Source organism: Brevundimonas sp. (genome assembly GCF_027484365.1).
Taxonomy (GTDB): domain Bacteria; phylum Pseudomonadota; class Alphaproteobacteria; order Caulobacterales; family Caulobacteraceae; genus Brevundimonas.
Genome location: NZ_JAIXTC010000018.1, coordinates 57,792 through 83,687, shown reverse-complemented (window position 1 = coordinate 83,687; position 25,896 = coordinate 57,792). Strand labels below are relative to the sequence as shown.

The window sequence follows — 25,896 nt, the reverse complement described above, 5'->3', positions numbered from 1 at the left end:
CCCCCGCCCCATGGCCCTAACCTAGGCGCTGATCGTCACAAGCGCCACCATCCGCGTTTCGGCTTGGCGGGCGGCGCCGTGATCTGGGCCGGATCGTTGGCGATGATCGCCGAAAGATCGGCCTCGGGCGTGGGCGGAGCGACGTCCTCGGCGGCGACCAGGGTCTCCGGCGCGACGGGTTCCGGCTCGACCTCCGGCTCGACGACCAAGGGAGCCGCTTCGGCTTCAGCCTCGACCAAGGCGATCTCGGGCTCCAGCGGCGGGGCGGCAGCCTCGACGGCGTCCTCGGCGACGGCCTCCGTCCCGACCGCCGAGGCGGCCGTCTTGCGACGGACGCGGCGACGCTGGGGTTCGGATGCGATCACCGGAGCCGGCGCGTCTGAGGCGGCGTCCGGCAGGATCACGGCCATGGGCGCATCGGGATTGCCGTCGGTCGGCATGCCCTCGCCGGTGGCGCGGGCCTCGACCTTCAGATCTTGCGGGGTGGCGCGTTCACCGCGGCCCCGGCCGCGACGGCGGCGACGCGAGCGACCGCCTTCGCGATCGGCGGCCAGTTCGCCCTCGGGCCGTTCGCCAATCCGCTCCTCGACGTCGCGAGCGGGGGCCGCCGCGTCACGCGCCGGTGCTTCCGGACGTTCGGCCCGCGGGGCGGGGTTGATCGGGTCGAACCAGACATAGGGGTCGTCCAGCGACGGCGTGCGCCCCCGGACCCAGAAGAAGGATCCTGCGCCCGCGCCGGCGCCGGCGGTGTCGCCGTCCTCGCGGATGCGGCGTCCGCCGCGACGGCCACGACGGCGGCGGCGGCCGGCCTCGCTGTCGTCATCTTCGGCGGCGAGGCCTTCGGCTTCGGCGTCGGCGGCCACAGGCGCGGCCTCCTCGTCGCGACGACCGCCGCGACGGCGGCGGCCGCGCCCACGACCGCGATCACCATCCGAACGTTCGGCGCGTTCGCGGGGCTCGTCGTCGTCGGCATCCTCGCGATCCAGGGCGTCGTCGTCGTCCTCGTCCGAGATGAACTCGTCCTCGTCGTCGTTGTCGTCTTCGTCCTGCCAGGCGTTGTCGTCGAAGTCGTCGTCGAGATCGGCCAGGGTCACGACCGCCTCGGGCGCGACGAAGTCCTCATTGGTCTCGGTGCGCTCGATGGCGCTCTCGCCCTGACCCATGCGGTCGTCGATCTGGATGATGACGGCCAGACCGCGACGCTCCAGCAGTCGCTGCAGATAGTCGCGCTTGTGGTTCAGGATGTAGAGGGCGACAGCCGAGGAGACCTTGAGGTTGATCGAGCCCGCGCCGTTCTTGCCGGCTTCGATGTCCACGGCGCGCAGCACCATCAGGGCGGCGGATTCGGCCGAGCGGACGCGACCGGCGCCCTGGCAGTGGGGGCAGACCTCCGTGGCGCCTTCCAGCACGCCGAGGCGGCGACGCTGGCGGCTGATCTCCATCAGGCCGAAGCCGGAGATGCGGCCCATCTGGATGCGCGCCCGGTCGAAGCTGAGCTCGTCCTTCAGAATGCGTTCGACGGTCCGGTTGTTCTTGGACTCGTCCATGTCGATGAAGTCGATGACCACCAGGCCGGCGAGGTCGCGCAGGCGCAGCTGGCGGGCAGCCTCGACGGCGGCTTCGCAGTTGGTCTTGAAGGCCGTGGCCTCGACGTTGCGTTCCTTGGTGGCGCGACCCGAGTTGACGTCGATCGCGACGAGGGCCTCGGTCTGGTTGATGACCAGATAGCCGCCCGACTTCAGCGGCACGACCGGCTGGTGGATCTGCGTCAGCAGCTCCTCGATGCCGTTGGCCGCGAACAGGGGGCGGGAGCCCTGGTAGAGGTGCACCTTCTTCGCCTGCGAGGGCATGAGCACCCGCATGAAGTCGCGCGCCTCCTTGAAGCCCTCGACGCCCTCGACCTGGATGCCGTCGAAATCCTTGTCGAACATATCGCGTACGGCGCGGCGGACGAGGTTCTCTTCTTCGTAGATCAGGGACGGGGCGTGGGAGGCGAGGGTGGTCTCGCGGATCGTCTCCCAGAGGCGCAGCAGATATTCGTAGTCCCGCTTGATCTCGGCCTTGGTGCGCTTGGCGCCGGCCGTGCGGATGATCAGCCCCATGCCGCGCGGCACGTCGAGGGCGGCCGCGGCGGCCTTCAGACGCTTGCGGTCGCTGGCCTGGGTGATCTTGCGGGAGATGCCGCCGCCCTTGCCGGTGTTGGGCATCAGGACGCAGTAGCGGCCGGCCAGGGACAGCCAGGTGGTCAGGGCCGCGCCCTTGCCGCCGCGCTCGTCCTTGACGACCTGGATCAGCAGGATCTGGCGACGCTTGATGACGTCCTGGATCTTGTAGCGACGCATCAGGCGCCGCTTCAGCCGTTCCTCTTCGGCCATGCCGCCTTCGGAATCGCCGTCGTCGGAGTCACGGGCGTGCTCGTCGTCGTGGTCGTCCTCGGCCGAATGGGCCTCGGCCATGATCGCGTCGCGGTCGGCGGCCGGGATCTGGTAGTAGTCGGGGTGGATTTCGTTGAAGGCCAGGAAGCCGTGGCGATTGCCGCCGTACTCGACGAAGGCGGCCTGAAGGCTGGGCTCTACGCGGGTGACCTTGGCGAGATAGATATTGCCGCGAAGCTGGCGTTTGGTTTTCGACTCGAAGTCGAATTCCTCAACCTGGCGGCCGTCCACGATCGCGACGCGGGTTTCTTCCGCGTGCGCTGCATCGATAAGCATCGTCTTTGACATTGAAGGTATCTCTCTGGCGCGCTCGGCCGTTGCCGGGGGAGGCAACGGCGGCTCGCCGAACGGGGTAAGAGGCGGACGCGTGCGTCATCCGGTCGTCGCGGCGATGGCCGAAGACGACTGCGACCGGCCCGAAGGGGGCTGTCGGTTCACGGGAGAGGCAGGCGGGAATGCCCATGGGTTATGGTCGGTCCTGGACCCGCGCCGACAGGCGTCGCAAGGTCCGGTTCTGAACAGGCCCGGCTTGTTCGATCGTTGGGCCAGTCAGTCAGTGACCACGGTCAGAGACGGGGGGCGACACGATCCGCGAAGGCGGGAAGTCGGCGCCGCGCCGGGGCCTCGCCAAACCGACTAAGCGGCGGCGCGATCGTTCGCGGACGAATACAAGCATAAGCATCAAGTCCCGGAATGGAAAGGCAGTGCGCCGCTTTAGGCAGCGAATGCGCGGAAAGCGCCGCCGCTTAACCCAATCCAAACCGGGCTCTGCCACCATGGGGCCAACGATAAAGGTGGGTCCGCCGTCAGAATGACCGGTCGCAAGTATTTCAACCTGTCCGGATGGGGCCCGCGCGAGTGGGCCATGACGGCGCTCGCCGTGCTGGTGCTCGCTGTCGTGCTGCTGATTTCAACGCGCGGACTGGCCGCCGGCGCGACCGGCGACGTGCGCGGTCTGCGGTTCGGCGGCGATGTGCAGCGGACGCGGATCGTCATCGATCTGGACCGCTCCGCCCGCGGAGAGGTGATCGAGAGCGGGGATCGCGGCTCGGTCGTTCTGACCCTCGCCGGGGTCGGCGCAGGACGCGGCGTGGACGGCGCGGGTTCGGGACTGGTGCGGGACTGGCGAGTCAGTCCGTCGGGGACGGCGTCGCGGGTGCACCTGGCCCTGGCCCGGACGGCGCGGATCGAGCGCCGCTTCCTGCTGCCGCCCGGAGACGGCGTCGCCTACTATCGTTACGTCATCGATATCGCCGCGACCGGTTCGGCTCCACTGCCGGCGGGTGAGCGCCAGGCCGCGCGGCCCGAACAGCGCCGGACCGAGCGACCGCTGATCGTCATCGATGCCGGGCACGGCGGTCGGGATCCGGGGGCCCGGGGCGCGCATCGCAGCGAGAGCGAGGTCACCCTGGCCGCAGCGCTCGCCCTGCGTGATGAGCTCAACCGGACAGGCCGCTATCGCGTCATGCTGACGCGCGAGACCAATGTCTATGTCGATCTGTACCGTCGCGTGCGGATCGCCCGCCAGGCGGACGCGGACCTGTTCATCTCCCTGCACGCCGATGCGGGCGCCGACCCGGCCACGCGTGGGGCGTCTGTCTATACCCTGTCCGAACAGGGGGCGACGCGGGCGGTCCGCGAGGTCACCCGCAGCGACGACTGGCACCGCGACCTGCATCTGCCCGGGCGCGACCCGTCGGTGGATCGCATCCTGCTCGACATGACCCAGCGCGCGACCCAGAACCGCTCGGCCCAGTTCGCCCGGGTGCTGCTGACCCATCTGGAGGCGGCAGACCATCCGCTGCTGCGCCGCAGCCACCGTGATGCGGGTCTGGCCGTGCTTCTGGCCCCCGACGTGCCGGCGGTCCTGCTTGAGATGGGCTTCATCACCAATCCGGACGATGAGCGCGCCCTCGGCGACGCGGCGCAGCGCCGCCGGCTGGTCCGGGCCGTGTCCGAAGGGATTGACCGATATTTCCGCGAGCCGGCGGGCACGATGCAGATCGCTGCGAACAACGCCGGCGCTGGCGGAATGTAGTCAGCCGTTCGTGATGGAGGTGTGCCCGCCAGCGAAACGACCACGATGCATTGATCTCAGGATGCGCTGAAGGTCATTCGCGGCAGCGACAAATGCTCTACAGGCGTCATCACGACTGAACATTAGTGCCTCGTCCATTCCGCCGGGGCTTCGCAAGCCAACGTGACCATAACGCATGACAGGTAGCTCGCGATTGTCTTTGAAGCGCCGGTCCCGAGTCCCGTTTTTGTTAGATTTCGCCCAAACCTTTCCGATCATCTGAGCATCATTCGGAATGCTGCCTTCTTCCGTGAACCGAGATGTCTCGTAAGATATTTCCATCTCCGTCAGGTCGATGATCGCGAAGTCTGCGCCCGCGCTGCTAACGACTAAGACGAACCCGGGGTAAAAGTATGCGTGGGCCCTCCCTTTCTGAACTACAATGGCCATCGGAAGATCGTTTGTGTCGACCAGGGTGTCTGCTCGTCGTCCAAGGCTCGCCGCAGTCCGATCAATGACGGTCCCGGCGACGCTTCGTGCTCGCACCCGGTCAATCTGCTGCGTCATCTCAAGAGTCCACGATTTGTGGCTTCCACACAGCTGATCAAAAGCCTCCAGCATTCGCCGATGTGGGCCGGCAACCTCCGTCTCCATATCGAAACTTATGGAGACGCGCGAAGCTGTCAGATTACTGTTCAAGTGGCTGACCTCGGAGCGCCTAAGGGCGACCGCTGAGTCAGTCTTGGCCCGAACGGACTTTGAAACCGCCGCCGCCAGGGTGACCCAGGCGAGCGCTCGAGTTGTCCAACTAAGCGCGAGCTGCCGTTTCGCCTTCTTGGTGTCGGACCGTATCTCACGCTCCCGCTCACGGGTGGCCAGTAGCAGATCCTTGAATCGATCTAGGCCGCTCGACGTCATTGTTCCTAGGTCCCCGCCTCCGAAGTCTTTCCGAGTTCCGGGGATCAGGTAGGGCTCGGTCGGAAGAGAACCGGAATAACGAGGATCGCCTATGGAACGCATCGATGATCTGGCCCCTGACAAGCCTTGATCTGCCCCACCTGCATCCCAGTTTATTGTCGTCGAAAGGCCTTGCCGCCGGACAGCGATCCGAACCGGTGGAACCACCGTGAGTTGGTTGCGAAACCGAGATGCCATCGGCCCAGTCCAATCTCTTTGCCTTGGTTGGTAGTCTGACAACCTAGGCGCGCGCGAGCGGTTTCCAAAGCTCGAATGTCGTCTTTGACCCTGATCTGTCGCCGCTTGGATGGCGGGATGTTTCCGTGTCTCCATATTCGCCGGGTATAACTGCCGGTCATCGATCCTGAAGCAACGGACGGTTACTAGACCGTGGTCCGAGGTTCCGTCCGACTATCTGCACTGGATGGCGAGCCAGACGGATATGGACGCAGACGCCGTGGGCGCGGCGCGCGCCGAACTCGAACGGCGAAAAGTCAGCTAGCCCCGTCGGACGGCGCGGGCTACATCGGGCCGAGCGCGTAGTCGGAGAAGTCTTGGTGAAGGTTGCCGAACGGTGGTTCGTGATGGCGGGCATCGGCCTTTTGGGCGCGATCGCGCTCGCAGGGCTGATCGTGGCGGTCTACGCCGCCTGGCTGTTCCATGACCTTCCCGATGCGTCGGAGCTGGCCGACTATCGGCCGCCGACCGCCACGCGCGTCTATGCCGGCGACGGCACCCTGATCGGCGAGTTCTCGGACGAGCGGCGCATCTATGTGCCCTACGAGCAGATTCCGACGCCGGTCGTGCAGGCCTTCCTGGCGGCGGAGGACCGCAACTTCTTCCAGCACGGCGGCATCGACGTGTCGGGGCTGGGCCGGGCCATGTTCAAGAACGTCTTCAACTTCGCCACGGGGCGCAGGCTGGAAGGCGGTTCGACCATCACCCAGCAGGTCGCCAAGAACGTTCTGCTGACCAATGAATCGACCATCGGCCGCAAGCTGAAGGAAGCCATCCTGTCCAGCCGCCTCGAGGCGACGCTGTCCAAGGAACAGATCCTCGAACTGTATCTGAACGAGATCTTCCTGGGCTACCGCTCCTATGGCGTGGCCTCGGCCGCCTACAACTATTTCGGCAAGTCACTGATGCAGCTGACGCCGGACGAGGCGGCCTTCCTGGCGGCCCTGCCCAAGGGGCCGAACAACTATCATCCGAAGCGCCACCCCGAAGCGGCCAAGGGCCGTCGCGACTGGGTGCTGGGCGAGATGGTCCAGAACCAGTTCATCACCCAGGCCCAGTATCAGGAAGCGATCGCCCGTCCCCTGACCACCCGGGCCGCGCCGCGGCGCGCCGAATACCAGGACGCCGACTTCTTCGTCGAGGAGGCGCGCCGTCAGGCGGCCGCCAACCCCGAGTTCGGCGCCCAGCTGAACGCCGGCGGCTTCTATATGCGCACGACGCTCGATCCGTCGCTGCAGACGGCGGCGCGGGACGCCCTGATGCGGGGGCTTGAAAACTACGACCGTCGCCACGGCTGGCGCGGGGCGTGGGGCACGACCGACTTCGCCCCGGGCTGGCAGGCTGTGGCCCTGCGGCAGACGGCCCCGCCGGAGCGCCGGGAATGGCGCGCCGCTGCGGTCGAAAGCGTTTCGGGCAACACTGTGCAGATCCGCACGGCGCGTGACGACACGACCGGGACCCTGATCGCCTCCGACGCCGCCTGGGCCAACGCCAACCGGCCGCTGAAGCGCGGCGATCTGATCTTCGTCGAACCGCGCAACGGCCAGTTCGCCCTGAAGCAGGTTCCGGCCGTCAACGGCGCCATGGTGGCCATCGAGCCGCAATCCGGACGCGTGCTGGCGATGGTCGGCGGCTACTCCTACGCCCTGTCGAGCTTCAACCGCGCGACCCAGGCGCGGCGCCAGCCGGGGTCCTCGTTCAAGCCCTTCGTCTATGCCGCCGCGCTGGAGGGCGATTTCACGCCCGCCTCGATCGTGGTCGACGGACCGATCAGCTTCGCCGGCGGGGCGAACGGACGACGCTGGACCCCCGAGAACTACAGCCGTCGCTACTACGGCCCCTCGACCCTGCGTCGCGGGCTGGAGCTGTCGCGGAACGTGATGACCGTGCGCCTCGCCAATACGATCGGCATGGACCGGGTGGTCGAACTGTCCGAGCGTATGGGCGTCGCCGACGACCTGCAGCCCAATCTGTCGGTGTCGCTGGGGGCGGGAGAGGTCACGGCCTATCACCTGACCGCCGCCTACGCCGCCTTCGTCAACGGGGGGCGGCGCGTCGATCCCTATCTGATCGAATACGTCCAGGACCGGGACGGAGAGACCATCTATCGCGCCGATCAGCGCCGTTGCCGTGACTGCGGACGCGCCTTCTCCGGCCAGGCCTCGCCCTTCCTCGAGCCGCGCGGCACCCAGGTGATCGACCCGATCACCGCCTATCAGATCTCGTCCATGCTGGAGGGCGTGATCCAGCGCGGTACGGCCGCCAGTGCCCGCGGCCTCGGCCGTTGGGTCGGCGGCAAGACCGGCACGACCAACGAGTATCGTTCGGCCTGGTTCGTGGGCTTCACCACCGACATCGTGGTCGGGGTCTATATCGGCTTCGACGACAACCGGTCCCTGGGGTCCGGGGAGGCCGGGGCCTCGGCCGCGGTGCCGATCTTCGTGGACTTCATGGAGGACGCCCTGCGCGAGCGCCCGGCCCGGCCGTTCGTTCGCCCGCGCGGCGCCATCTTCCGCACCATCAACGGCATCGAGGAAGCCTTCCGACCCGGCACCGAGCGTCGCCGCGAGGAGGAGGCCCGGGAGACCGGACCCGCCGTGCCCGAGGGCCCGCAGAGCTACAATGACGTCATTCGTCGCGAACAGGAAGCCGCCGCCGGGATCACGCCCGGACCCTCGGCTCCCCCGCCGACCGCGCCGCCCGCGCCCAAGCAGGAACCGGCGGCGGACCTCGACGGGTTGTTCTAGGAAGCGAGGCAGTAGGCAGTAGGCAGTGGGGGCGCGGTCGTCGCCGCGGACAGGAATCCCCTTCGATTGCCGGCTGCCTATTGCCTACTGCCTCTCCCGACCTCTATCTCCGCGCCTTCGCACCGTAAGGATTTGCATATGAGACCGGATGTCGAGGCCATGAAGGCCGACATCGAGCAGAGCGTCGCTCTGCTCAGGAGGCGTCTTTGACTGGGATGTCGCCAACCGAAAGCTCGATGAGCTGAACGCACGGGTCGAGGACCCGACGCTCTGGGACAAGCCCGACGAGGCCCAGGCCGTGAGCCGCGAGCGCTCGCAGCTGGAAGCCAAAATCAACACCGTCAAGGCCATGGAGCGCGAGCTCGAGGACGGCGTCATGCTGTCCGAAATGGCCGAGGAGGAGGGCGACGAGGCGACTCTTGACGAAGCGCGCGCTCAGCTGAAGGCCATTAAGGAACGCGCCGCCCGGGCCGAACTGGAAGCCCTGCTGTCCGGCGAGGCCGACGGCAACGACGCCTATCTGGAGGTCAACTCCGGCGCAGGCGGCACGGAGAGCTGTGACTGGGCTGGAATGTTGCTGCGGATGTATTCGCGCTGGGCCCGGGCGCACGGCTATGAGGTCGAGATCGAGGCGTCGGAAGACGGCGACCAGGCCGGGATCAAATCGGCGACCATCCTCGTCACCGGACCCAATGCCTATGGCTGGCTCAAGTCGGAATCGGGCGTGCACCGGCTGGTGCGGATCAGTCCCTATGATGCGGCGGCCAAGCGGCACACGTCGTTCGCCTCGGTGGGGGTCTCGCCGGTCGTCGACGACACGATCGAGATCGACATCAATCCGTCGGACGTGCGCACCGACACCTATCGGGCTTCGGGGTCGGGTGGTCAGCACATCAACAAGACGGACTCGGCCGTGCGCCTGACGCACATTCCGACGAACACTGTGGTGGCGTGTCAGGCCGGGCGGTCACAACACCAGAACCGCGAACAGGCCTGGAAGATGCTGCGCGGGCGTCTGTACGAACTGGAGCTGCAGCGGCGGGAGGCCGCTGCCCAGGCCATGGCGGACGCCAAGACCGACATCGGCTGGGGGCACCAGATCCGCAGCTACGTCCTGCAGCCCTATCAGATGGTCAAGGATCTGCGGACCGAGGTCGAGACCTCGGACACCCAGGGCGTGCTCGACGGCGACCTCGACGCCTTCATGGGCGCGGCGCTGGCGCAGAGGGTCGGCGAGACCCGCGGCTCCACAGTCGACTAGCTGAACGCCCAAAAGAAGAGGGCGGCTCCCGCGAAGGAGCCGCCCTTTTGCTATGGCGGAACCTGGATCAGACCGACTTGAGGTCGATGATCTGGGGTTTGTCCTCGGCCGGAGGGGGCGCGGGGATGGCCGGGGCGGCCGGGGCTTCGAATTCCGAGGCGGCGACCGGGCGCGGGGCGGGGGCGACGGGCGCCGGGGCTTCGCGGCGGCTTTGCAGGACGCGGCCCTGGAAATAGGCGCCGATGTCGATGGACAGCTGTTCGGCCGTGATGTCGCCGTCGACATAGGCGGTCGAGACGAGCTTGACCTGCTTTCCGGTGACCCCGCCGACGATACGGCCGCGAACCTCGAGGTAGTCGGCGGTGACGTTGCCTTCGATCGCGCCGGTCTCGCCGACGATCAGGCGGCCGACGCGGACGTCGCCCTTGACCGAGCCGTCGACCTGGAGGTCGCCGGCGCCGGAGACATTGCCTTCGAACTGAAGGTCCGACGAGAGGGTCGACAGACCCCGCGACGAGGCGATCGGCGAGGGGACGGGCGCCGGTGCGACGCCGCGGTTCATGCCGGCCGAAGGCAGGTCCGGCAGCGGCGGGATCGGCGGCGTGTTCGAGGCACGGTCCGGCGTGGCGGGGGATTTGGTCTTATTGAACAATCTGGTCTCCTGCTCGGAAGAAGCGGGCGGGGTTCTGGGGGCGGCCGTCCATCCACACTTCATAGTGCAGGTGAACGCCGGTGGAGCGTCCTGTGGTGCCCATGGCGCCGATCCTCTGGCCCAGCGCGATACGCTGGCCAGGCTGGACGGCCATGGCGTTCAGATGGGCGAAGCGGGTCTTGAAGCCGCGCCCGTGGTCTATCTCAACGGTGTTGCCATACCCTGAACGCACACCGGCGAAAGACACGATTCCGGGAGCGGTGGCATAGATCGGCGTGTTCAGGGGGGCGGCGAAATCCTGTCCCTGATGGACCGCCGGACGCCCGTTGAACGGGTCGAACCGAACGCCGAAACCCGAGGTGGTGCGAGCCTGGGTCGGGCGGTCGAACGGCAGGTGTTCGGCGGCGTCGGAAAGGTTGCGCATCTCCGACAGATGGTCGGCGGCGTGGCGGATGCGGACCGCGAAGGGCTCGTCCACATCCAGGATGGTGGCCAGGGCCTTGGGATCGCGGGCCTCGACCAGAGGTCCGCCGAGGGCGGATCCGGAGGCGGCGCCATAGGCGGCCGGGTTGAGGCCGGCGAGGCGGAAGGCCAGGCGCAGACGCTCGGCGCGGGTCTGGGCGAAGTCGCCGGCGCGTTCGATCAGCCGCTCCTGGTCCATCCGAACCGCGACGATGCGCTGGACCGGACGGGCTTCGGCGGCGCTGAGGGCCGGGGCGGGCGCGAGGGCGGCCTCGGCCCCGTCGACGCCGTGGAACATGCCCATGACATTCGTCAGGGCCGCGTGCCGCCGCTCGACCATACGGGCCATCTCGTCGAGCCCGCCCGTCGTGGCGGACATGCGGACGACGGCCGTTTCGAGGCGGGCCTGGAGGTCGGCATTCAGTCGCTCGGAGGCGGCCCGGGCCTGAACGACCTCGGCATCTGCCCGCGAGCGGGCGACCATGTCGAAGATGAAGCCGCCCGAGGCGACCAGGGTCCAGGCGGCGGCTGCGACGGCGACGCTCGCCATCATCATCTGTTTGCCGCTGGTCAGGACATAGCCGCGGATGTCATCCGGATTCGAGCGCAGAAAGACATGCCGCTCGGGAAACCATCGCTCGACCAGAGAGGGCCGGACTACACCCTTATCTTCATGCATTCGAACACGCCCCCACGTTCCGGGAAGCGTTATCCGTGAAGTGTTGCCTGACGGCAATACCGTTCACGCAATGTTAACCACGTTGCCCGTCTCAGGCGGCGAAAACGAATCTATGCAGGCCCAGATTCGCGTGAGGGGCGTATTCCGCTAGACTGTCGAACGGCCCGGCTAGACTTCGCCGGGCCGTCCGCAGGCGGATCAAACCTCTTTGACCGCCGCCAGAACCGCCTCGGCGTGGCCCTTGACACGGACCTGACGCCAGACCTTGCGGACCACGCCAGCGCCGTCGATCAGGAAGGTGGCCCGCTCGATGCCCATGTAGGTCTTGCCGTACATGCTCTTCTCAACCCAGACGCCGTAGGCCTCGGTGACGCCCGTCTCCTCGTCGGAGGCCAGGGTGACCTTCAGATCGTATTTGGCTTTGAAGCGGTCGAGCTTCTTCACCGGGTCCTTCGAGACGCCGATGACGGTCACGCCGGCGGCGGCGAAGGCGTCAGCGTGTTCAGAGAAGTCCTTCGCCTCATTGGTGCAGCCCGGCGTGTCGGCCTTGGGGTAGAAATACAGGACCGTGGGACCGGACAGCGTCGCGCGTCCGCCCCCGTCGGCGGGCATGTCGAAGGCTGGGGCTTTGGAGCCCTCGGTGATTTCGGTCATGGGTCTCTTCTCCGTCAGACGGGGCGAACGAGCAGCAACTTCTTCTTGCCGGCCGCCAGTTTCAGGACGCCGTCGGCATTGACGTCCGAGGCCTCGATAAGGCGTGCGCCGTCGGCGATCGCCTCGTCATTCAGTCGCAGGCCCCCGCCCTGGGCCAGACGACGGGCCTCGCCATTGGAGGCGGTCAGCCCCGCGCGGGTGGCGACGGCGGCCAGCATGGCGCCGATGACTTCGGCCGAGGGCAGTTCGACGGTCGGCAGGTCAGCGGACAGCGTGCCCTGTTCGAACGCGCCTTCCGCCGCCGCGCGAGCCGTGGTGGCGGCGTCCGCACCGTGCAGCATCGTCGTGGCGGCATCGGCCAGCGCCTTCTTGGCGTCGTTGATCGCTGCGCCTTCCAGCGCCTCGAAGCGGGCGATCTCGTCCAGCGGCATGTCGGTGAACAGACGCATGAAGCGTCCGACGTCCGCGTCCTCGGCATTCCGCCAGAACTGCCAGTAGTCATAGGGGCTCAGCTGTTCGGCGTTGAGCCAGACGGCGCCCTGGGCCGTCTTGCCCATCTTGCCGCCCGAGGCCGTGGTCAGGAGCGGCGTGGTCAGGCCGAAGGCGGCCTTCTGGTCCACGCGGCGCACCAGGTCGACGCCCGAGACGATATTGCCCCACTGGTCCGACCCGCCCATCTGCAGGGTGACGTTCTGGCGGCGGTTCAGCTCCAGGAAGTCCACCGACTGCATCAGCATGTAGTTGAACTCGAGGAAGGTCATCGGCTGCTCGCGCTCGAGTCGCAGCTTGACCGAGTCGAACGCCAGCATCCGGTTGACCGTGAAATGGGTCCCGTAGTCGCGCAGGAATTCGATGTAGCCGTATTTCGACAGCCACTGGTCGTTGTCGATCATGACAGCGTCGGTGGGCCTGTCGCCGAAGGTCAGGAATTTCTCGAACACGGTCCTGATGGAGGCGATGTTCGACTGGATCGTCGCATCGGTCAGTTGCGGGCGCGAGGCGTCCTTGCCCGTCGGGTCGCCCACCTTGGTGGTGCCGCCGCCCATGATGACGACGGGCCGGCCGCCGGCATGCTGCAACCGGCGCAGCATCATGATCTGGATCAGGCTGCCGACATGCAGCGACGGCGCCGTGGCGTCGAAGCCGATGTAGCCGGAGACGACCCCGGCCTTCGCCGCCGCATCCAGCTCGGCCGGATGGGTGATCTGATGGATGTATCCGCGCGCCTGAAGCGTCTGCAGGAAGTCGGACTGGAAGATGGGGTCTTCAGAAGAATTGGGCATGGTCGGCTCCGTTAGCAGGGAGGCCGGCGCTCTGTCTCGGGTGTCGCGCCGGCAAAATGCGGCGCAGGGGTTCGCGGCCGCTCGATCAGGTCGAGAGGCGGTAATACAGGCCGGGCAGGGCGCGGGTGGCGAACATGGGCCGTTCGTAGCGCCGGGCGTTGACCGGCGTCAACCAGCCGCTATCGGTTCAGGATGCGCGCCACGCTGATCCCGTACCCCGACAGTGCGTCCAGCCCGATCGAGCGGATCGAGGTAGAGTTCGACTTCGAGGGCCGACCATCGGCGCTTGTCACCTTCCGCCTGTTCGGCGACACCGACCGCATAGCCATTCACGCACCGTCGGCATCGGTCGCTCGTGCGAAGGCACGCGATCAGTGGCGGCTCGGCTTGTTTCTGATCCCCAAATCGCTTCTACGGCTGCCATTGCCTTGGAGGTGGATGCCTGCGCCTACGCCGGTCGGGCGAGCCGACGGCCTTTGGCAACACACCTGCCTGGAGGTTTTCGCGGCGAGGCCTGACGGCTGCTACGCGGAGTTCAATTTGTCACCGTCAAATGAGTGGGCGGCCTACTTCTTTGATGGCTACAGAGACGGCATGCGCCCTCTCAAAGAGGCCAGCGTTCAGGTGCACGCTTTCGAGCGTTCTGATGGCGAGTTGAAGTTGCGCGCCTCGGTGTACTGGCAGGGCTGGATGGCGACGGCTGGCCTTGGTTTTTCCGCCGTGATCGAAGACGTCGATGGCAAGAAGACCTATTGGGCCTTGGCGCATCCGTCAGATAAGCCCGACTTCCATCATCCAGATTCGTTCGCAATTCCCATGTCGACACCGGAGAACCCATGAAATTCGGCATCGACCGTCTGCTCTCCGAGCCCGAGCTTCAGGCCGCGCTGAAGGGGCGGCGGGTGGCCCTGGTGGCCCATCCGGCCTCGGTGTCGGCCGACCTGACCCATTCGATCGACGCCCTGATCGCAGCAGGCGTCAACATAAGCGCCGCCTTCGGCCCCCAGCACGGGATGAAGGGTGACCTGCAGGACAATATGATGGAGAGCCCGGACGAGACCGATCCGGTCCACGGCTTCCCCGTCTTCAGCCTGTATGGCGAGGTGCGCCGGCCCACGTCCGAGATGATGGGCACGTTCGACGTGGTGCTGATCGACCTGCAGGACCTGGGCTGCCGCATCTACACCTTCATCACGACCCTGCTCTACGTGCTGGAAGCCGCGGCCGAACACGGGAAGGAGGTCTGGGTGCTGGATCGGCCCAATCCCGCCGGGCGGCCCGTCGAGGGCACGACCCTGGTCTCGGGCTGGGAGAGCTTCGTCGGGGCCGGGCCGATGCCGATGCGGCACGGCATGACCCTGGGCGAGCTGGGCCACTGGTTCATCGACCACTTCAGGCTGAAGGTCGACTATCGGGTGATCGAGATGCAGGGCTATGACCCGGAGGCGGGGCCGGGGTTCGGCTGGCCGCTGGGGGAACGGGCCTGGATCAACCCCAGCCCCAATGCGCCCAACCTGTCGATGGCGCGCGCCTATCCGGGCACGGTGATGGTCGAGGGCGCGACCCTGTCGGAAGGGCGGGGCACGACACGCCCGCTGGAGCTGTTCGGGGCACCCGACATCGACGCCCGCGCCGTGATCGCCGGAATGCAGGTTTTCGCCCCGGAGTGGGTGAAGGGTTGCGTCCTGCGTGACATGTGGTTCGAGCCGACCTTCCACAAACATGTCGGCCGGCTGTGCTCAGGCGTGCAGATCCACGTGGAGGGCCCGCACTACGACCACGCCGCCTTCCGGCCCTGGCGGGTCCAGGCCCTGGGCTTCAAGGCGATCCGGCGGCTTTATCCGGACTACGACCTGTGGCGCGACTTCCCGTACGAATACGCCTTCGGCAAGCTGCCGATCGACGTGATCAACGGTGGGCCATCTCTGCGGGAGTGGGTCGATGACGCGAGCGCGACCGCGGCCGATCTGGATGCGATCGCCGTACCTGACGAAGCGGCCTGGATCGAGGCGCGCAGGCCGTTCCTGATCTATTAGGCCGGCTTTTCTTCCAGCCGCTTGTCCAGATACAGGCCCACGCGGCGGTCGACGGCGTCGATATGGTCCTGCCAGAAGTGGCTCGCGCCGTCTTCCAGCTCATAGTCGATGACGATGCCCTTCTGGGTGCGCAGCTTGTTGACCACGCGCTCGACCTCGACCGGCGGCACGATGGTGTCGGCCGTCCCGTGCAGGAAGAGGCCCGAGGCCGGGCAGGGGGCCAGGAAGCTGAAGTCGTACATGTTCGACGGCGGCGAAACCGAGATGAAGCCGTCGGTCTCCGGGCGACGCATCAGCAGCTGCATGCCGATATAGGCGCCGAACTGATAGCCGCCGACCCAGGTCTGGGTGGCGGCAGGGTTGTTCGACTGCAGCCAGTCCAGGGCCGTGGCCGCGTCGGCCAGCTCGCCGATGCCTGAGTCGAACTCGCCCTGGGACTTGCCGACGCCGCGCGAATTGTAGCGCAGGGTGGCAAAGCCGCGCTTCTGGAACAGCTGGTAGAGGGTGACCGTCACCGGGTTGTTCATATGCCCGCCCGCCTTGGGGTGCGGGTGCAGGATCAGGGCGATGGGCGCATTGGCGCGCTTGCCGGGGGAGTAGCGGCCTTCGATGCGGCCGGAGGCGCCGGGCAGGATGACTTCAGGCATGGGGCTCTGGAATCCGTTCAATTCTGTCGTTTCGGGCCCGCCGAATACTTGACCACAGGGGTAGGACTTTCTAAGTCCCGTCTGCGTTCGGCCGCCTCGCGAAGCGGCGGGTCATAGCACAAGACCCCTGAAAAGCGCGCGATTTTTGAGGATGGGCGATGCGACTGTCGACCAAGGGACGATACGCCGTGATGGCGATGGCCGATCTGGCCCGGCACGGCCGGTCAGACGCCGGCGAGGGCCGCGCCGTGTCCCTGGCCGAGATCGCAACGCGGCAAGAGATTTCATTGAGTTATCTGGAACAGCTGTTCGCCCGTCTGAGAAAGAGCGGGCTGGTGAGCAGCGTGCGCGGTCCGGGCGGCGGCTATCGTCTGGCCAAGCCGGCCCGCGAAACCGTGGTGTCCGAAATCGTCCTGGCGGTCGATGAGCCGATCCGGGCGGTGCGCTGCGCGGCCCACGGCACGCCGCGGGGCTGTATGCTGGGCGGCGAACGCTGCATCACCCACAATCTGTGGGAGGACCTCGGCGACGAGATCCATCGCTATCTGTCGAGCGTGTCCCTCGAGGACGTGATCCTGAACCGCACCAGCCGTCGGCCCGCGTCGAGCGAAGTCGGGGTGGCGGCATGAGCGGCGTCTATCTGGACTACAACGCCTCGGCCCTCGTTCGCCCGGAAGTGCTGGCGATCATGACCGAGGCCCTGGCCGACAACGGCAATCCGTCGGCGGTCCATGCGGCCGGGCGGCGCGCCCGTGCCCGGGTCGAGACGGCGCGTGCGAAGGTCGCCGGACTGGTGGGCGCCGATCCTACGGCCGTCATCTTCACATCCGGCGGCACCGAGGCCAATGCCCAGGCGCTGCAGAGCGCCCTGGCGGCCGGGTGCGAGCGACTGATCGTCTGCGCCACGGAACATCCCTGCGTGATCGAGGCGGCCATGGCCTCGGGCAAGCCGGTCAAGCCGCTGCCGGTCGACGACCGCGGCGTCATCGACCTGGTCAAGCTGGGGCAACTGCTGAACCAGACCGGCGGCCGGGCCGTCGTCGCCATCCACCACGCCAATAACGAGAGCGGGGTGATCCAGCCGATCGCCGAGGCGGCGCGGATGTTGCGGGCGGCCAAGGGCTGGCTGCACGTCGACGCCATCCAGTCGGCGGGCAAGATCCCGGTCGACATGCGCGCCCTGGGCGCCGACAGCCTGACCCTGTCAGCGCACAAGCTGGGCGGGCCGCAGGGCGTGGGCGCCCTGGTGCTGGGCGAGGGCGCCTCGGCGGTTCGCATCATTCACGGCGCCGGTCAGGAGCGCGGCCTGCGCGCCGGGACCGAGAATGTGCCGGGCATCGCGGGCTTCGGCGTCGCGGCCGACTGCGCCGCGCGGGACCTGCCGCTGGCCGGGGCGCACCAGGCCTGGCGCGACGCGGCCGAGGCTGCGGTCGAGGCGGCCGGCGCGACCATCCTGGGCAAGGGTGCGCCGCGTCTGCCCAACACAGTGTTCCTGTCCGTGCCCGGCTGGGACAGCCCGCAACAGCTGATCGTGCTCGATCTCGATGGCGTCATGGTTTCGGCCGGCAGCGCCTGCTCGTCCGGCAAGACCAAGCCCAGCCGAGCCATCGTGGCCATGGGCCGGATGGATCTGGCGACCGGCGGCGTGCGCGTCTCCGGCGGATGGGGCACCACCCAAGACGATTGGTCACGCTTCGCTACGGCGTGGACCAAGGCATACGACACATATCGCGCGCGCCAGTCCGCCCGCGCGAAGGAAACCGCGTAAGATCATGGCCGCCGTTCAGGAAACCATCGACGCCGTCGCCGCGCTGGAAAAGTACGAGCACGGCTTCACCTCCGACATCGAGACGGAATACGCCCCGCGCGGGCTGAACGCCGACATCGTCCGCTTCATCTCCGAGAAGAAGGGCGAGCCGGAGTGGATGCTGGAATGGCGTCTGGCCGCCTATGAGCGCTGGCTGGCGATGGAGGAGCCGACCTGGGCCTCGGTGAAATACGAGCCGGTCGACTATCAGTCGCTGTTCTATTACGCGGCGCCCAAGAAGAAGGACGGGCCCAAGTCCCTGGACGAGGTCGATCCGGAAATCCTCGAAATCTACAAGAAGCTGGGCATCCCCCTGAGCGAACAGGCGGTACTGGCGGGTGTCGAGGGCGCACCGCGCTACGCCGTGGACGCGGTGTTCGACAGCGTCAGCGTGGTCACCACCTTCAAGGCCGAGCTGGCCAAGGTCGGCGTAATTTTCATGCCGATTTCCGAGGCCTTGCGGGAATATCCTGATCTGGTGCGGCAATATCTGGGATCGGTCGTGCCGGTCTCGGACAACTATTTCGCGGCCCTGAACAGCGCGGTCTTCTCCGACGGGTCGTTCGTCTACATCCCGCCGGGCGTGAAATGCCCGATGGAGCTGTCGACCTATTTCCGCATCAATGCGAGCCAGACCGGCCAGTTCGAACGCACCCTGATTATCGCCGACAAGGGCAGCTACGTCTCCTATCTGGAGGGCTGCACCGCCCCGATGCGCGACGAGAACCAGCTGCATGCGGCCGTCGTTGAACTGGTGGCGCTGGACGATGCCGAGATCAAATATTCGACGGTCCAGAACTGGTACCCCGGCGACGCCGAGGGCAAGGGCGGCATCTACAACTTCGTCACCAAGCGCGCCGACTGCCGCGGAGACCGGTCGAAGGTCAGCTGGACCCAGGTCGAGACCGGGTCTGCCGTGACGTGGAAATACCCGTCGTGCGTCCTGCGCGGTGAAGAAAGCTCGGGCGAATTCTATTCGATCGCCATCACCAACGGACATCAGCAGGCCGACACCGGCACCAAGATGATCCATCTGGGCAAGAACTCGAAGAGCCGGATCATCGCCAAGGCGGTCTCTGCGGGGAAATCGGATTCGACCTATCGCGGCCTGGTCTCGGTGCATCCCAAGGCGACGGGGGTGCGCAACTTCACCCAGTGCGACAGCCTGCTGATCGGCAAGGAGTGCGGCTCCCACACCGTCCCCTATATCGAGGCCCGCAACGGTTCGGCCCAGCTGGAGCACGAGGCGACGACGACGCGGTTGAGCGACGACCAGCTGTTCTACGCCCAGCAGCGCGGCCTGTCGCAGGAGGAGGCGGTGGCCCTGCTGGTCAACGGCTTCGTCCGCGACGTGATGCAGAAGTTGCCGATGGAGTTCGCCGTCGAGGCGCAGAAGCTGGTGGCGATTAGTCTGGAAGGGAGCGTGGGGTGAGCTCGGGGTCCGACGTACGAGCCACGTTCGTGCAGCAGGCTCGCTTCATGCCTAGAAGCGTCGCGGGCCTTGCATCCATCGTCGGTTACCTTGTTGTGATTGCTGCCTTTGTCGTGCTGATCAACCAAGATTTTGGCTGGCTCTGGCCGTCGGTCGCATTGGCAGCAGGCGTGTCCCTGACTTGGATTGCGAGCGCCGCAGTTCAGAGAAAGTTTGAAAGAGAAGCGAGCGCGGCGGGTTTCAACACCGCCGAGGTTCGCGCCATCGAAGACGAAGCCGAGCGGCTGAATGACGAAGAATATCCCTGACATGCTCTCCATCTCCAATCTCCACGTCTCCGTCGGCGACAAGCCGATCCTCAAGGGGCTGACGCTCGACGTTCCCGCCGGCGAGGTGCACGCCATCATGGGGCCGAACGGGGCCGGCAAGTCGACGCTGGGCTATGCCCTGTCGGGACGGCCCGGGTATGAGGCGACCGAGGGCTCCGTCGAATGGAAGGACGAGGACCTGCTCGATCTCGACCCGGCGGCGCGGGCGGCCAAAGGCGTCTTTCTGTCGTTCCAGTACCCGATCGAGATCCCCGGCGTTCCGGCCCTGACCTTCGTGCGCACGGCGCTGAACGCCCAGAAGCGCGCGCGGGGGGAGGAGGAGGTCTCGGCCCCGGCCTTCCTGAAACAGGTCCGCGAAGCCTCGAAGGCGCTGAAGATGGACTTCGACATGCTGAAGCGGCCGCTCAACGTCGGCTTCTCCGGCGGTGAGAAGAAGCGGATGGAGATCCTGCAAATGGCACTGCTGGAGCCGTCGCTGCTGATCCTCGACGAGACCGATTCCGGGCTCGACATCGACGCCCTGCGGATCGTGTCGGAGGGGGTGAACGCCCTGCGTTCGCCCGACCGCGCCATGCTGGTGATCACCCACTATCAGCGGCTGCTCGACTATATCAAACCCGACCGGGTCCATGTGCTGGCCGCCGGCCGAATCGTCGCCTCGGGCGGGCCGGCATTGGCGCTGCAGCTGGAGGCGGAAGGGTACGACAAATACCTTCCGCAGGCGGCATGACCGCCGTCGATCTTCGCGATCCCTCGACCTTCCCGTCGCGGCGGGTCGAGGCGTGGAAATACACCGACCTGCGCCGCGTGCTGCGCGAGACGCCGCCGCCGTCGCCGGCGGTCGAGATCGCTCCGGGCGGGCCGTTCGCCGAGCTCGGCGGCGAGGAGATCGCCTTCGCCAACGGTCGGGCCGTCGGGGCCGACGCCTTCGTCGCCTCGGGCGAGCAGACGCTGCGGCTGCGGTTCGTGTCCGACGCGACCGGAACGGGGCACAGCGCCTCCGTGCGGATCGCGGTCAGGCCCGGCGCGCGGCTCACCCTGCTGGAAAGCCATGAAGGCGCCGGCGCAGGATATGTCGCCAACTCTTGGATCGAGCTGGATGTTCCGGCCGGGGCCACGGTGACGCGGGTCGTGCTTGTCGACGAGCCTGCCGACGCGATCTCGATCGCCGTGGCCCAGGTGAAGACGGCGCCCGGCGCGGTCTATCGCCAGACGACGATCACGGCCGGCGCGAAGCTGCAGCGGCAGGAGACCCATCTGGCCCACGGCGGCGAGGCCACGGCGGTGACGCTGGACGGCCTCTACGCCCTGTCCGGCGAGCGCCACACCGACCTGACCAGCGTTGTGCGTCACAACGGCCTGAACGGCGTCACCTCCCAGCTGACCAAGGGCGTCGTGCGCGACACCGCGCGCGGCGTCTTCCAGGGCAAGATCGTCGTCGAGCGCGGGGCTGACGGGACGGACGCGCGGATGGGCCACCACGCCCTGATCCTGGGCGAACGGGCCGAGGTGGATGCCAAGCCGGAACTCGAAATCTATGCCGACGACGTGCAGTGCGCCCACGGCAATACGGTCGGCAATCTGGACGAAAGCGCCCTGTTCTACATGCAGCAGCGCGGCATTCCGGCGGACGAGGCGAGGGCGCTTCTGACCCAGGCCTTCCTGTTCGAGGTCGTCGACCGCATCGCGCATGACGGCGCGAGAGAGGTGGTGAGGTCATGGCTGACGGCCAAGCTCTGAACGTCCAGTCTGTAATCCGCTTCGACCCCTACGCCGCCCGGGCGCAGTTCCCGATCCTGTCGCGGACGGTCAACGGCAAGCCGCTGGTCTATCTCGACTCGGCCGCCTCGGCGCAGAAGCCGCGCGCGGTCATCGACGCCCTGACGGCAGCGATGGAGGGCTCTTATTCGAACGTCCACCGCGGCCTGCACACCCTGGCCAATGAGACAACCGAGGCCTTCGAGGCCGCGCGGGAGACGGTCGCCCGCTTCCTGAACGCCGAGAGCCCCGACCAGATCATCTGGACCAAGGGTGGGACCGAGGCCTTCAATCTGGTCGCGGCGGGGCTGGCCCAGAGCCTGAAGCCCGGCGACGAGATCGTCACGACCCAGATGGAGCACCACGCCAACATCGTGCCGTGGTCGATGCTGCGCGACCGGCTGGGCGTCGTGCTGAAATGGGCGCCGGTGCTGGACGACGGGTCGCTGGACATGGCTGGACTGGCCGCACTGATCGGACCACGCACGAAGCTGGTCGCCGTCACCCATATGTCGAACGTGCTGGGCACGGTGAACGATATGAAGGCGGTGGCCGATCTGGCCCATGCGGCGGGGGCTCTGGTCCTGGTCGACGGCTGCCAAGGGGCGGTCCACTGCAGCCCTGACGTCCAGGCCCTGGACTGCGACTTCTACGTCTTCACCGGCCACAAGCTTTACGGCCCGACCGGCATCGGCGGGCTCTACGGCAAGCGCGCCGCGCTCGAGGCCTTGCCGCCGTACCAGGGCGGGGGCGAAATGATCGCAACGGTCAGCGAGGAGGCCGTCACCTATTCCGGCATTCCCCACCGGTTCGAGGCGGGAACGCCGCCGATCCTTGAGGTCATCGGACTGGGGGCTGCGCTGGAGTGGTTCATGGCCTGCGACCGCACAGCGATCGCGGCGCACGAGACCGCCCTGTACGACCATGTCGTCGCGCGGCTGTCCGGCCTGAACTGGCTGCGGATCGTCGGCGAAGCGCCGGGCAAGGGGGCGATCCTGACCTTCACGGTCGAGGGCGCCCACGCCCACGATGTGGCCCAGATCCTGGACCGGTACGGCGTCGCCGTGCGCGCCGGACTGCATTGCGCCGAGCCCCTGTCCCGGCGATTTGGGATCACGTCGAGCGCGCGGGCCAGCTTCGCCCTATATAACACCACAGAGGATGCAGATGCCTTCGTGGACGCGCTGATCAAGGCGCGGGAGTTCTTTGTGTGAGCGAGATGGACGGAAAGATCAGCAGCAGCGAGACCTTCGCCGAGACCTGGGCGGAGCCGCAGACGGCCGCCCTGCCGCAGGCCGAACTGGACCGGCTGACCGACGAACTGATCGCGGCGCTGAAGACCGTCTACGACCCGGAAATCCCGGTCGACATCTATGAGCTGGGCCTGATCTACAAGGTGGACCTGTCCGACGATAAGGACGTCCTGATCGACATGACCCTGACGGCGCCCGGTTGCCCGGTGGCCGGCGAAATGCCGGGCTGGATCGAGGACGCGGTGATGAAGGTCGAGGGCATCCGGTCGGCGCGCGCCAACCTGGTGTTCGACCCGCCGTGGGACGCCTCCAAGATGAGCGACGAGGCGAAACTCGCCCTGAACATGTTCTGAGGACGCGATGACAGACCTTCAGACCGCCGCACGCCCCCGCCGTCCACGCCCCAAGGTCGTGACCCTGACCGACGCTGCCGCTGAGCGCGTGCGCGAGATCATGGCTAATGCCGGGAAGACCTACGTCGGCCTGCGCGTCGGGGTGAAGAACGGCGGTTGCGCCGGGCAGGAATACACCTTCGCCTATGCGGAGGAGGTCGGTGCGCTGGACGAGGTCGTCGAGGACAAGGGTGTCACCATCCTGATCGAGCCCAAGGCGATCCTGTTCCTGATCGGGTCGGAGATCGACTACGAGACGACGAAGCTGGCGTCCAAATTCGTGTTCCGGAACCCGAACCAGACAGACGCCTGCGGCTGCGGCGAGAGCGTCACCATCATCCCGGCGAAAGCCCTCGAGGCCGACTGACATGATCCGGCTGGAAGGGGTGACCAAGCGCTATCGCAGCGCGGCGGGCGAGCGCGTGGCGCTGGACGCTGTCGACCTGTCTGTGGCCAGGGGGCAGGTGTTCGGGGTCGTCGGCCGCTCGGGCGCGGGCAAGTCGACCCTGATCCGCACCATCAACCGGCTGGAGACGCCGGACGCCGGCAAGGTCTTCGTCGGCGACCGGGAGATCACGGCGATGACGCCGGCCGAGCTGCGCGCCGCGCGCCGCCGGATCGGCATGATCTTCCAGCATTTCAACCTGCTGAACGCGAAGACCATCGCCGAGAATGTCGCCTTTCCCCTTCGGCTCGAGGGCCGCCCGGCGGCGGAGATCGAGCGGCGGACCGCGGACCTGCTGGACCAGCTGGGTCTCGGCGAGCATGCCAAGAAGCATCCGGCCCAGCTGTCGGGCGGTCAGAAGCAGAGGGTCGGCATCGCCCGGGCCCTGGCCTGCGGCCCCGATGTCCTCCTGTGCGACGAGGCGACCAGCGCCCTTGACCCCGAGACGACCGACGAAATTCTCGGCCTGCTCGACGGCCTGAACCGCGACCTCGGCCTGACCATCGTCCTGATCACCCACCAGATGGAGGTGGTCCGCCGGGTCTGCGACCGGGTGGCGGTGCTCAAGGACGGGCGGCTGGTGGAGGAGGGGGCGACGGCCGACGTCTTCCTGCACCCGCAATCGCCGGTGACCCGCGCCATGCTGGCCGAGGGCGAGGGCGGCGAGACCCATGACGCCTCGGTCGTGCCGGCGGGCGGGCGGTTGGCGAAACTGACCTTCCGCGGCGGATCGACCTATGAGCCCGAACTCAGCCGCGTCGCCCGGACGACCGGCGTCGACTATTCGATCCTGTCCGGGCGGATCAGCCGTATCCGGGGCGAGCCCTATGGCCAGATGGTCGTGGCCTTCACCGGCGGAGACGCCGAGGCGGCGGTGGCGCAGCTGACGGCGCGCGGCGTCGTGGTGGAGGGGCTGTGATGGACTTCTTCGTCAACATCGACTGGCCCGAGATCCTGCGGGCGACGCGCGACACCCTGCTGATGCTGGGCGGGGCCATGGTCCTGACCGTGGTGTTCGGCGTGCCGCTGGGCGTGCTGCTCTATCTGTCGGGCAAGGGCCGGCTGGCGGCCAATCCGGTGCTGAACGGCCTGCTGTCGCTCGTGGTCAACATCCTGCGATCCGTGCCCTTCATCATCCTGCTGATCGTCATGCTGCCGGTCACGGTGCTGCTGGTCGGGACGTCGCTGGGCGTCGCGGGCGCCATCCCGCCCCTGGTCGTCGGCGCCGCCCCCTTCTATGCGCGCCTGGTCGAGACGGCCCTGCGCGAGGTCGACAAGGGCGTGGTCGAGGCGACCCAGGCCATGGGCGGATCGACCTTCCAGATCGTCACCCGCGCCCTCCTGCCCGAGGCCATGCCCGGCATCATCGCCGGAGCCACGGTCACGGCGATCGCGCTCGTCAGCTATACGGCCATGGCCGGCGTGGTCGGGGCGGGCGGGCTGGGCGACCTCGCCATCCGCTTTGGCTATCAGCGCTTCCAGACCGACGTCATGGTGGTGACCGTAGTTCTGCTGCTGGTGCTGGTACAAATTCTGCAGATGATCGGCGACCGTCTGGTCGCTAGGGTCTCGCACCGCTGACTTCGGACTGACTGAGAGACCTCCATGCTTCGACGCACCCTGATCCTCGCCGCCGCGACCCTGGCCCTGGCCGCCTGCGGACAGGGCGCCGAGAAGGTCGCCGACGGATCGGCGCCGCTGATCGTGGGCGCGACGGCCGTGCCGCACGCCGAGATCCTGGAGTTCCTCAAGCCGACGCTGGCGGCCGAAGGGTTCCCGATCGAGATCAAGGTCTTCAATGACTATGTTCAGCCGAACACCCAGCTGGCCGAGCGCCGCATCGACGCCAACTATTTTCAGACCAAACCCTATCTCGACGAGTTCAATACCGCGCGCGGGTCCGATCTGATCACCGTCGCCGGCGTCCACGTCGAGCCTCTGGGCGCCTATTCTCGCAAGCATGAGACCCTGGCCGCTATTCCGAACGGCGCCGATGTCGCCCTGCCGAACGACGCCTCCAACACCGGACGCTCGCTCCTGCTGCTGCAGTCGGCGGGCCTGATCACCTTGCGCGATCCGGCCAATCCCCTGCAGACTGTGCGGGATATCGTCGGCAACCCGAAGAACCTGACTTTCCGCGAGATCGAGGCGGCGACCCTGCCGCGCGTTCTGGACCAGGTCGATCTGGCCGTGATCAACACCAATTATGCGCTTGACGCCGGACTGAAGCCGAAGACCGACGCCCTGGCGCTGGAGGGCGGCGACAGCCCCTATGTGAACTATCTGGTCGCCCGCCCGGACAATCAGAACGATCCCCGCATCCAGGCCCTGGCGCGCGCCCTGCGGAGCCAGGCGGTGAAGGACTTCATCGCGCAGAAGTACGACGGCGCCGTCGTCCCGGCGGCCTGACCGG

The 25,896-nt window shown here is 67.2% G+C and carries 24 protein-coding genes; 17 read left to right on the top strand and 7 right to left on the bottom strand.

The features are described from left to right. Positions 1–35 precede the first annotated feature (35 nt). Positions 36–2,723: an Rne/Rng family ribonuclease gene (locus Q0044_RS08460; RefSeq protein WP_298161454.1), complete on the bottom strand. Its 2,688-nt coding sequence runs from the start codon at positions 2,721–2,723 to the stop codon at positions 36–38. Between the two features lie 523 nt (positions 2,724–3,246). Here Q0044_RS08460 and Q0044_RS08455 point away from each other — a divergent pair. Then, positions 3,247–4,473, top strand: coding sequence for an N-acetylmuramoyl-L-alanine amidase family protein (locus tag Q0044_RS08455; protein ID WP_298161453.1), 1,227 nt, complete (start codon positions 3,247–3,249; stop codon positions 4,471–4,473). Here Q0044_RS08455 and Q0044_RS08450 read toward each other — a convergent pair whose 3' ends face one another. Then, a complete protein-coding gene (locus Q0044_RS08450) occupies positions 4,474–5,019 on the bottom strand; it encodes a hypothetical protein (protein ID WP_298161452.1) in 546 nt (181 codons plus the stop codon). Between the two features lie 974 nt (positions 5,020–5,993). Here Q0044_RS08450 and Q0044_RS08445 point away from each other — a divergent pair. Further along, on the top strand, positions 5,994–8,393 hold the full coding sequence (locus tag Q0044_RS08445) for a penicillin-binding protein 1A (protein ID WP_298161701.1): 2,400 nt from the start codon (positions 5,994–5,996) through the stop codon (positions 8,391–8,393). Positions 8,394–8,531: 138 nt separating this feature from the next. Next, a protein-coding gene (prfB, locus tag Q0044_RS08440; protein WP_298161450.1) for a peptide chain release factor 2 occupies positions 8,532–9,654 on the top strand; the annotation gives its coding sequence in 2 pieces (ribosomal slippage) (positions 8,532–8,600 and positions 8,602–9,654; 1,122 coding nt in all). Between the two features lie 67 nt (positions 9,655–9,721). Here the strand turns inward: prfB and Q0044_RS08435 are convergent. From Q0044_RS08435 to tyrS, 4 genes are all read right to left on the bottom strand, one after another. After that, positions 9,722–10,306, bottom strand: coding sequence for a bactofilin family protein (locus Q0044_RS08435; protein ID WP_298161449.1), 585 nt, complete (start codon positions 10,304–10,306; stop codon positions 9,722–9,724). After that, complete coding sequence (locus tag Q0044_RS08430; RefSeq protein ID WP_298161448.1) at positions 10,296–11,447, bottom strand: M23 family metallopeptidase; 1,152 nt, start codon at positions 11,445–11,447, stop codon at positions 10,296–10,298. Before Q0044_RS08430 ends, Q0044_RS08435 begins: the two co-directional genes overlap by 11 nt. A 198-nt stretch (positions 11,448–11,645) precedes the next feature. After that, positions 11,646–12,101, bottom strand: coding sequence for a peroxiredoxin (locus Q0044_RS08425; protein ID WP_298161447.1), 456 nt, complete (start codon positions 12,099–12,101; stop codon positions 11,646–11,648). A 14-nt stretch (positions 12,102–12,115) separates the two neighbouring features. Next, a complete protein-coding gene (gene tyrS / locus Q0044_RS08420; RefSeq protein ID WP_298161446.1) occupies positions 12,116–13,384 on the bottom strand; it encodes a tyrosine--tRNA ligase in 1,269 nt (422 codons plus the stop codon). 192 nt (positions 13,385–13,576) lie between these two features. On the opposite strand from tyrS, the gene Q0044_RS08415 reads away from it, so the two are divergent. Together Q0044_RS08415 and Q0044_RS08410 are read left to right on the top strand one after the other, a co-directional pair. Then, positions 13,577–14,224, top strand: a complete 648-nt coding sequence (locus Q0044_RS08415; protein ID WP_298161445.1) for a DOMON-like domain-containing protein — start codon at positions 13,577–13,579, stop codon at positions 14,222–14,224. Then, positions 14,221–15,420 carry an exo-beta-N-acetylmuramidase NamZ family protein gene (locus Q0044_RS08410; RefSeq protein WP_298161443.1) on the top strand — a complete coding sequence of 400 codons (1,200 nt, stop codon included), beginning with the start codon at positions 14,221–14,223 and terminating at the stop codon, positions 15,418–15,420. The genes Q0044_RS08415 and Q0044_RS08410 overlap by 4 nt, the downstream gene beginning before the upstream one ends. Here the strand turns inward: Q0044_RS08410 and Q0044_RS08405 are convergent. Next, complete coding sequence (locus Q0044_RS08405; RefSeq protein WP_298161442.1) at positions 15,417–16,067, bottom strand: alpha/beta hydrolase; 651 nt, start codon at positions 16,065–16,067, stop codon at positions 15,417–15,419. The genes Q0044_RS08410 and Q0044_RS08405 overlap by 4 nt on opposite strands. Before the next feature lie 158 nt (positions 16,068–16,225). Between Q0044_RS08405 and Q0044_RS08400 the strand changes: the two genes are divergently transcribed. From Q0044_RS08400 to Q0044_RS08345, 12 genes are read left to right on the top strand one after another with little or no spacing between them, the layout of a single operon-like run. After that, the gene (locus tag Q0044_RS08400; RefSeq protein WP_298161441.1) at positions 16,226–16,696 is read left to right on the top strand and encodes an Rrf2 family transcriptional regulator; all 471 of its coding nucleotides are present in this window, start codon (positions 16,226–16,228) and stop codon (positions 16,694–16,696) included. Next, positions 16,693–17,835: a cysteine desulfurase family protein gene (locus Q0044_RS08395; RefSeq protein WP_298161440.1), complete on the top strand. Its 1,143-nt coding sequence runs from the start codon at positions 16,693–16,695 to the stop codon at positions 17,833–17,835. The genes Q0044_RS08400 and Q0044_RS08395 overlap by 4 nt, the downstream gene beginning before the upstream one ends. A gap of 4 nt (positions 17,836–17,839) precedes the next feature. Continuing rightward, complete coding sequence (gene sufB / locus Q0044_RS08390) at positions 17,840–19,306, top strand: Fe-S cluster assembly protein SufB (protein WP_298161439.1); 1,467 nt, start codon at positions 17,840–17,842, stop codon at positions 19,304–19,306. A 29-nt stretch (positions 19,307–19,335) separates the two neighbouring features. After that, the gene (locus Q0044_RS08385) at positions 19,336–19,614 is read left to right on the top strand and encodes a hypothetical protein (protein ID WP_298161438.1); all 279 of its coding nucleotides are present in this window, start codon (positions 19,336–19,338) and stop codon (positions 19,612–19,614) included. Position 19,615: 1 nt separating this feature from the next. Continuing rightward, a complete protein-coding gene (gene sufC / locus Q0044_RS08380) occupies positions 19,616–20,365 on the top strand; it encodes a Fe-S cluster assembly ATPase SufC (RefSeq protein WP_298161700.1) in 750 nt (249 codons plus the stop codon). Further along, a complete protein-coding gene (gene sufD / locus Q0044_RS08375; protein ID WP_298161437.1) occupies positions 20,362–21,375 on the top strand; it encodes a Fe-S cluster assembly protein SufD in 1,014 nt (337 codons plus the stop codon). The genes sufC and sufD overlap by 4 nt, the downstream gene beginning before the upstream one ends. Then, the gene (locus Q0044_RS08370; RefSeq protein ID WP_298161436.1) at positions 21,354–22,607 is read left to right on the top strand and encodes an aminotransferase class V-fold PLP-dependent enzyme; all 1,254 of its coding nucleotides are present in this window, start codon (positions 21,354–21,356) and stop codon (positions 22,605–22,607) included. The genes sufD and Q0044_RS08370 overlap by 22 nt, the downstream gene beginning before the upstream one ends. Before the next feature lie 5 nt (positions 22,608–22,612). Next, the gene (locus Q0044_RS08365; RefSeq protein ID WP_298161699.1) at positions 22,613–22,999 is read left to right on the top strand and encodes an SUF system Fe-S cluster assembly protein; all 387 of its coding nucleotides are present in this window, start codon (positions 22,613–22,615) and stop codon (positions 22,997–22,999) included. A gap of 7 nt (positions 23,000–23,006) precedes the next feature. Continuing rightward, a complete protein-coding gene (locus tag Q0044_RS08360) occupies positions 23,007–23,405 on the top strand; it encodes a HesB/IscA family protein (RefSeq protein WP_298161435.1) in 399 nt (132 codons plus the stop codon). A 1-nt stretch (position 23,406) separates the two neighbouring features. Next, positions 23,407–24,402 (top strand): methionine ABC transporter ATP-binding protein, encoded by a 996-nt coding sequence (locus Q0044_RS08355; RefSeq protein ID WP_298161434.1) that lies wholly within the window; start codon positions 23,407–23,409, stop codon positions 24,400–24,402. Further along, complete coding sequence (locus Q0044_RS08350) at positions 24,402–25,064, top strand: methionine ABC transporter permease (protein ID WP_298161433.1); 663 nt, start codon at positions 24,402–24,404, stop codon at positions 25,062–25,064. The genes Q0044_RS08355 and Q0044_RS08350 overlap by 1 nt, the downstream gene beginning before the upstream one ends. 24 nt (positions 25,065–25,088) lie before the next feature. Continuing rightward, entirely contained in the window at positions 25,089–25,892 is an 804-nt protein-coding gene (locus Q0044_RS08345; protein ID WP_298161432.1) for a MetQ/NlpA family ABC transporter substrate-binding protein, read from the top strand. Positions 25,893–25,896: the final 4 nt, after the last annotated feature.

Excerpts from the sequence above, each read along its gene's own strand:
- Q0044_RS08370 (WP_298161436.1), top strand. The coding sequence starts at position 21,354 with ATGGCTGACGGCCAAGCTCTGAACGTCCAGTCTGTAATCCGCTTCGAC.
- Q0044_RS08365 (WP_298161699.1), top strand. The coding sequence starts at position 22,613 with ATGGACGGAAAGATCAGCAGCAGCGAGACCTTCGCCGAGACCTGGGCG.
- tyrS (WP_298161446.1), bottom strand. The coding sequence starts at position 13,384 with ATGCCCAATTCTTCTGAAGACCCCATCTTCCAGTCCGACTTCCTGCAG.
- Q0044_RS08395 (WP_298161440.1), top strand. The coding sequence starts at position 16,693 with ATGAGCGGCGTCTATCTGGACTACAACGCCTCGGCCCTCGTTCGCCCG.
- Q0044_RS08360 (WP_298161435.1), top strand. The coding sequence starts at position 23,007 with ATGACAGACCTTCAGACCGCCGCACGCCCCCGCCGTCCACGCCCCAAG.
- sufC (WP_298161700.1), top strand. The coding sequence starts at position 19,616 with ATGCTCTCCATCTCCAATCTCCACGTCTCCGTCGGCGACAAGCCGATC.
- Q0044_RS08410 (WP_298161443.1), top strand. The coding sequence starts at position 14,221 with ATGAAATTCGGCATCGACCGTCTGCTCTCCGAGCCCGAGCTTCAGGCC.
- Q0044_RS08430 (WP_298161448.1), bottom strand. The coding sequence starts at position 11,447 with ATGCATGAAGATAAGGGTGTAGTCCGGCCCTCTCTGGTCGAGCGATGG.
- Q0044_RS08460 (WP_298161454.1), bottom strand. The coding sequence starts at position 2,723 with ATGTCAAAGACGATGCTTATCGATGCAGCGCACGCGGAAGAAACCCGC.
- Q0044_RS08455 (WP_298161453.1), top strand. The coding sequence starts at position 3,247 with ATGACCGGTCGCAAGTATTTCAACCTGTCCGGATGGGGCCCGCGCGAG.
- Q0044_RS08415 (WP_298161445.1), top strand. The coding sequence starts at position 13,577 with ATGCGCGCCACGCTGATCCCGTACCCCGACAGTGCGTCCAGCCCGATC.
- Q0044_RS08450 (WP_298161452.1), bottom strand. The coding sequence starts at position 5,019 with ATGACGCAGCAGATTGACCGGGTGCGAGCACGAAGCGTCGCCGGGACC.
- Q0044_RS08425 (WP_298161447.1), bottom strand. The coding sequence starts at position 12,101 with ATGACCGAAATCACCGAGGGCTCCAAAGCCCCAGCCTTCGACATGCCC.
- Q0044_RS08345 (WP_298161432.1), top strand. The coding sequence starts at position 25,089 with ATGCTTCGACGCACCCTGATCCTCGCCGCCGCGACCCTGGCCCTGGCC.
- sufB (WP_298161439.1), top strand. The coding sequence starts at position 17,840 with ATGGCCGCCGTTCAGGAAACCATCGACGCCGTCGCCGCGCTGGAAAAG.
- Q0044_RS08405 (WP_298161442.1), bottom strand. The coding sequence starts at position 16,067 with ATGCCTGAAGTCATCCTGCCCGGCGCCTCCGGCCGCATCGAAGGCCGC.
- Q0044_RS08355 (WP_298161434.1), top strand. The coding sequence starts at position 23,407 with ATGATCCGGCTGGAAGGGGTGACCAAGCGCTATCGCAGCGCGGCGGGC.
- Q0044_RS08350 (WP_298161433.1), top strand. The coding sequence starts at position 24,402 with ATGGACTTCTTCGTCAACATCGACTGGCCCGAGATCCTGCGGGCGACG.
- Q0044_RS08400 (WP_298161441.1), top strand. The coding sequence starts at position 16,226 with ATGCGACTGTCGACCAAGGGACGATACGCCGTGATGGCGATGGCCGAT.
- Q0044_RS08445 (WP_298161701.1), top strand. The coding sequence starts at position 5,994 with ATGGCGGGCATCGGCCTTTTGGGCGCGATCGCGCTCGCAGGGCTGATC.
- sufD (WP_298161437.1), top strand. The coding sequence starts at position 20,362 with ATGACCGCCGTCGATCTTCGCGATCCCTCGACCTTCCCGTCGCGGCGG.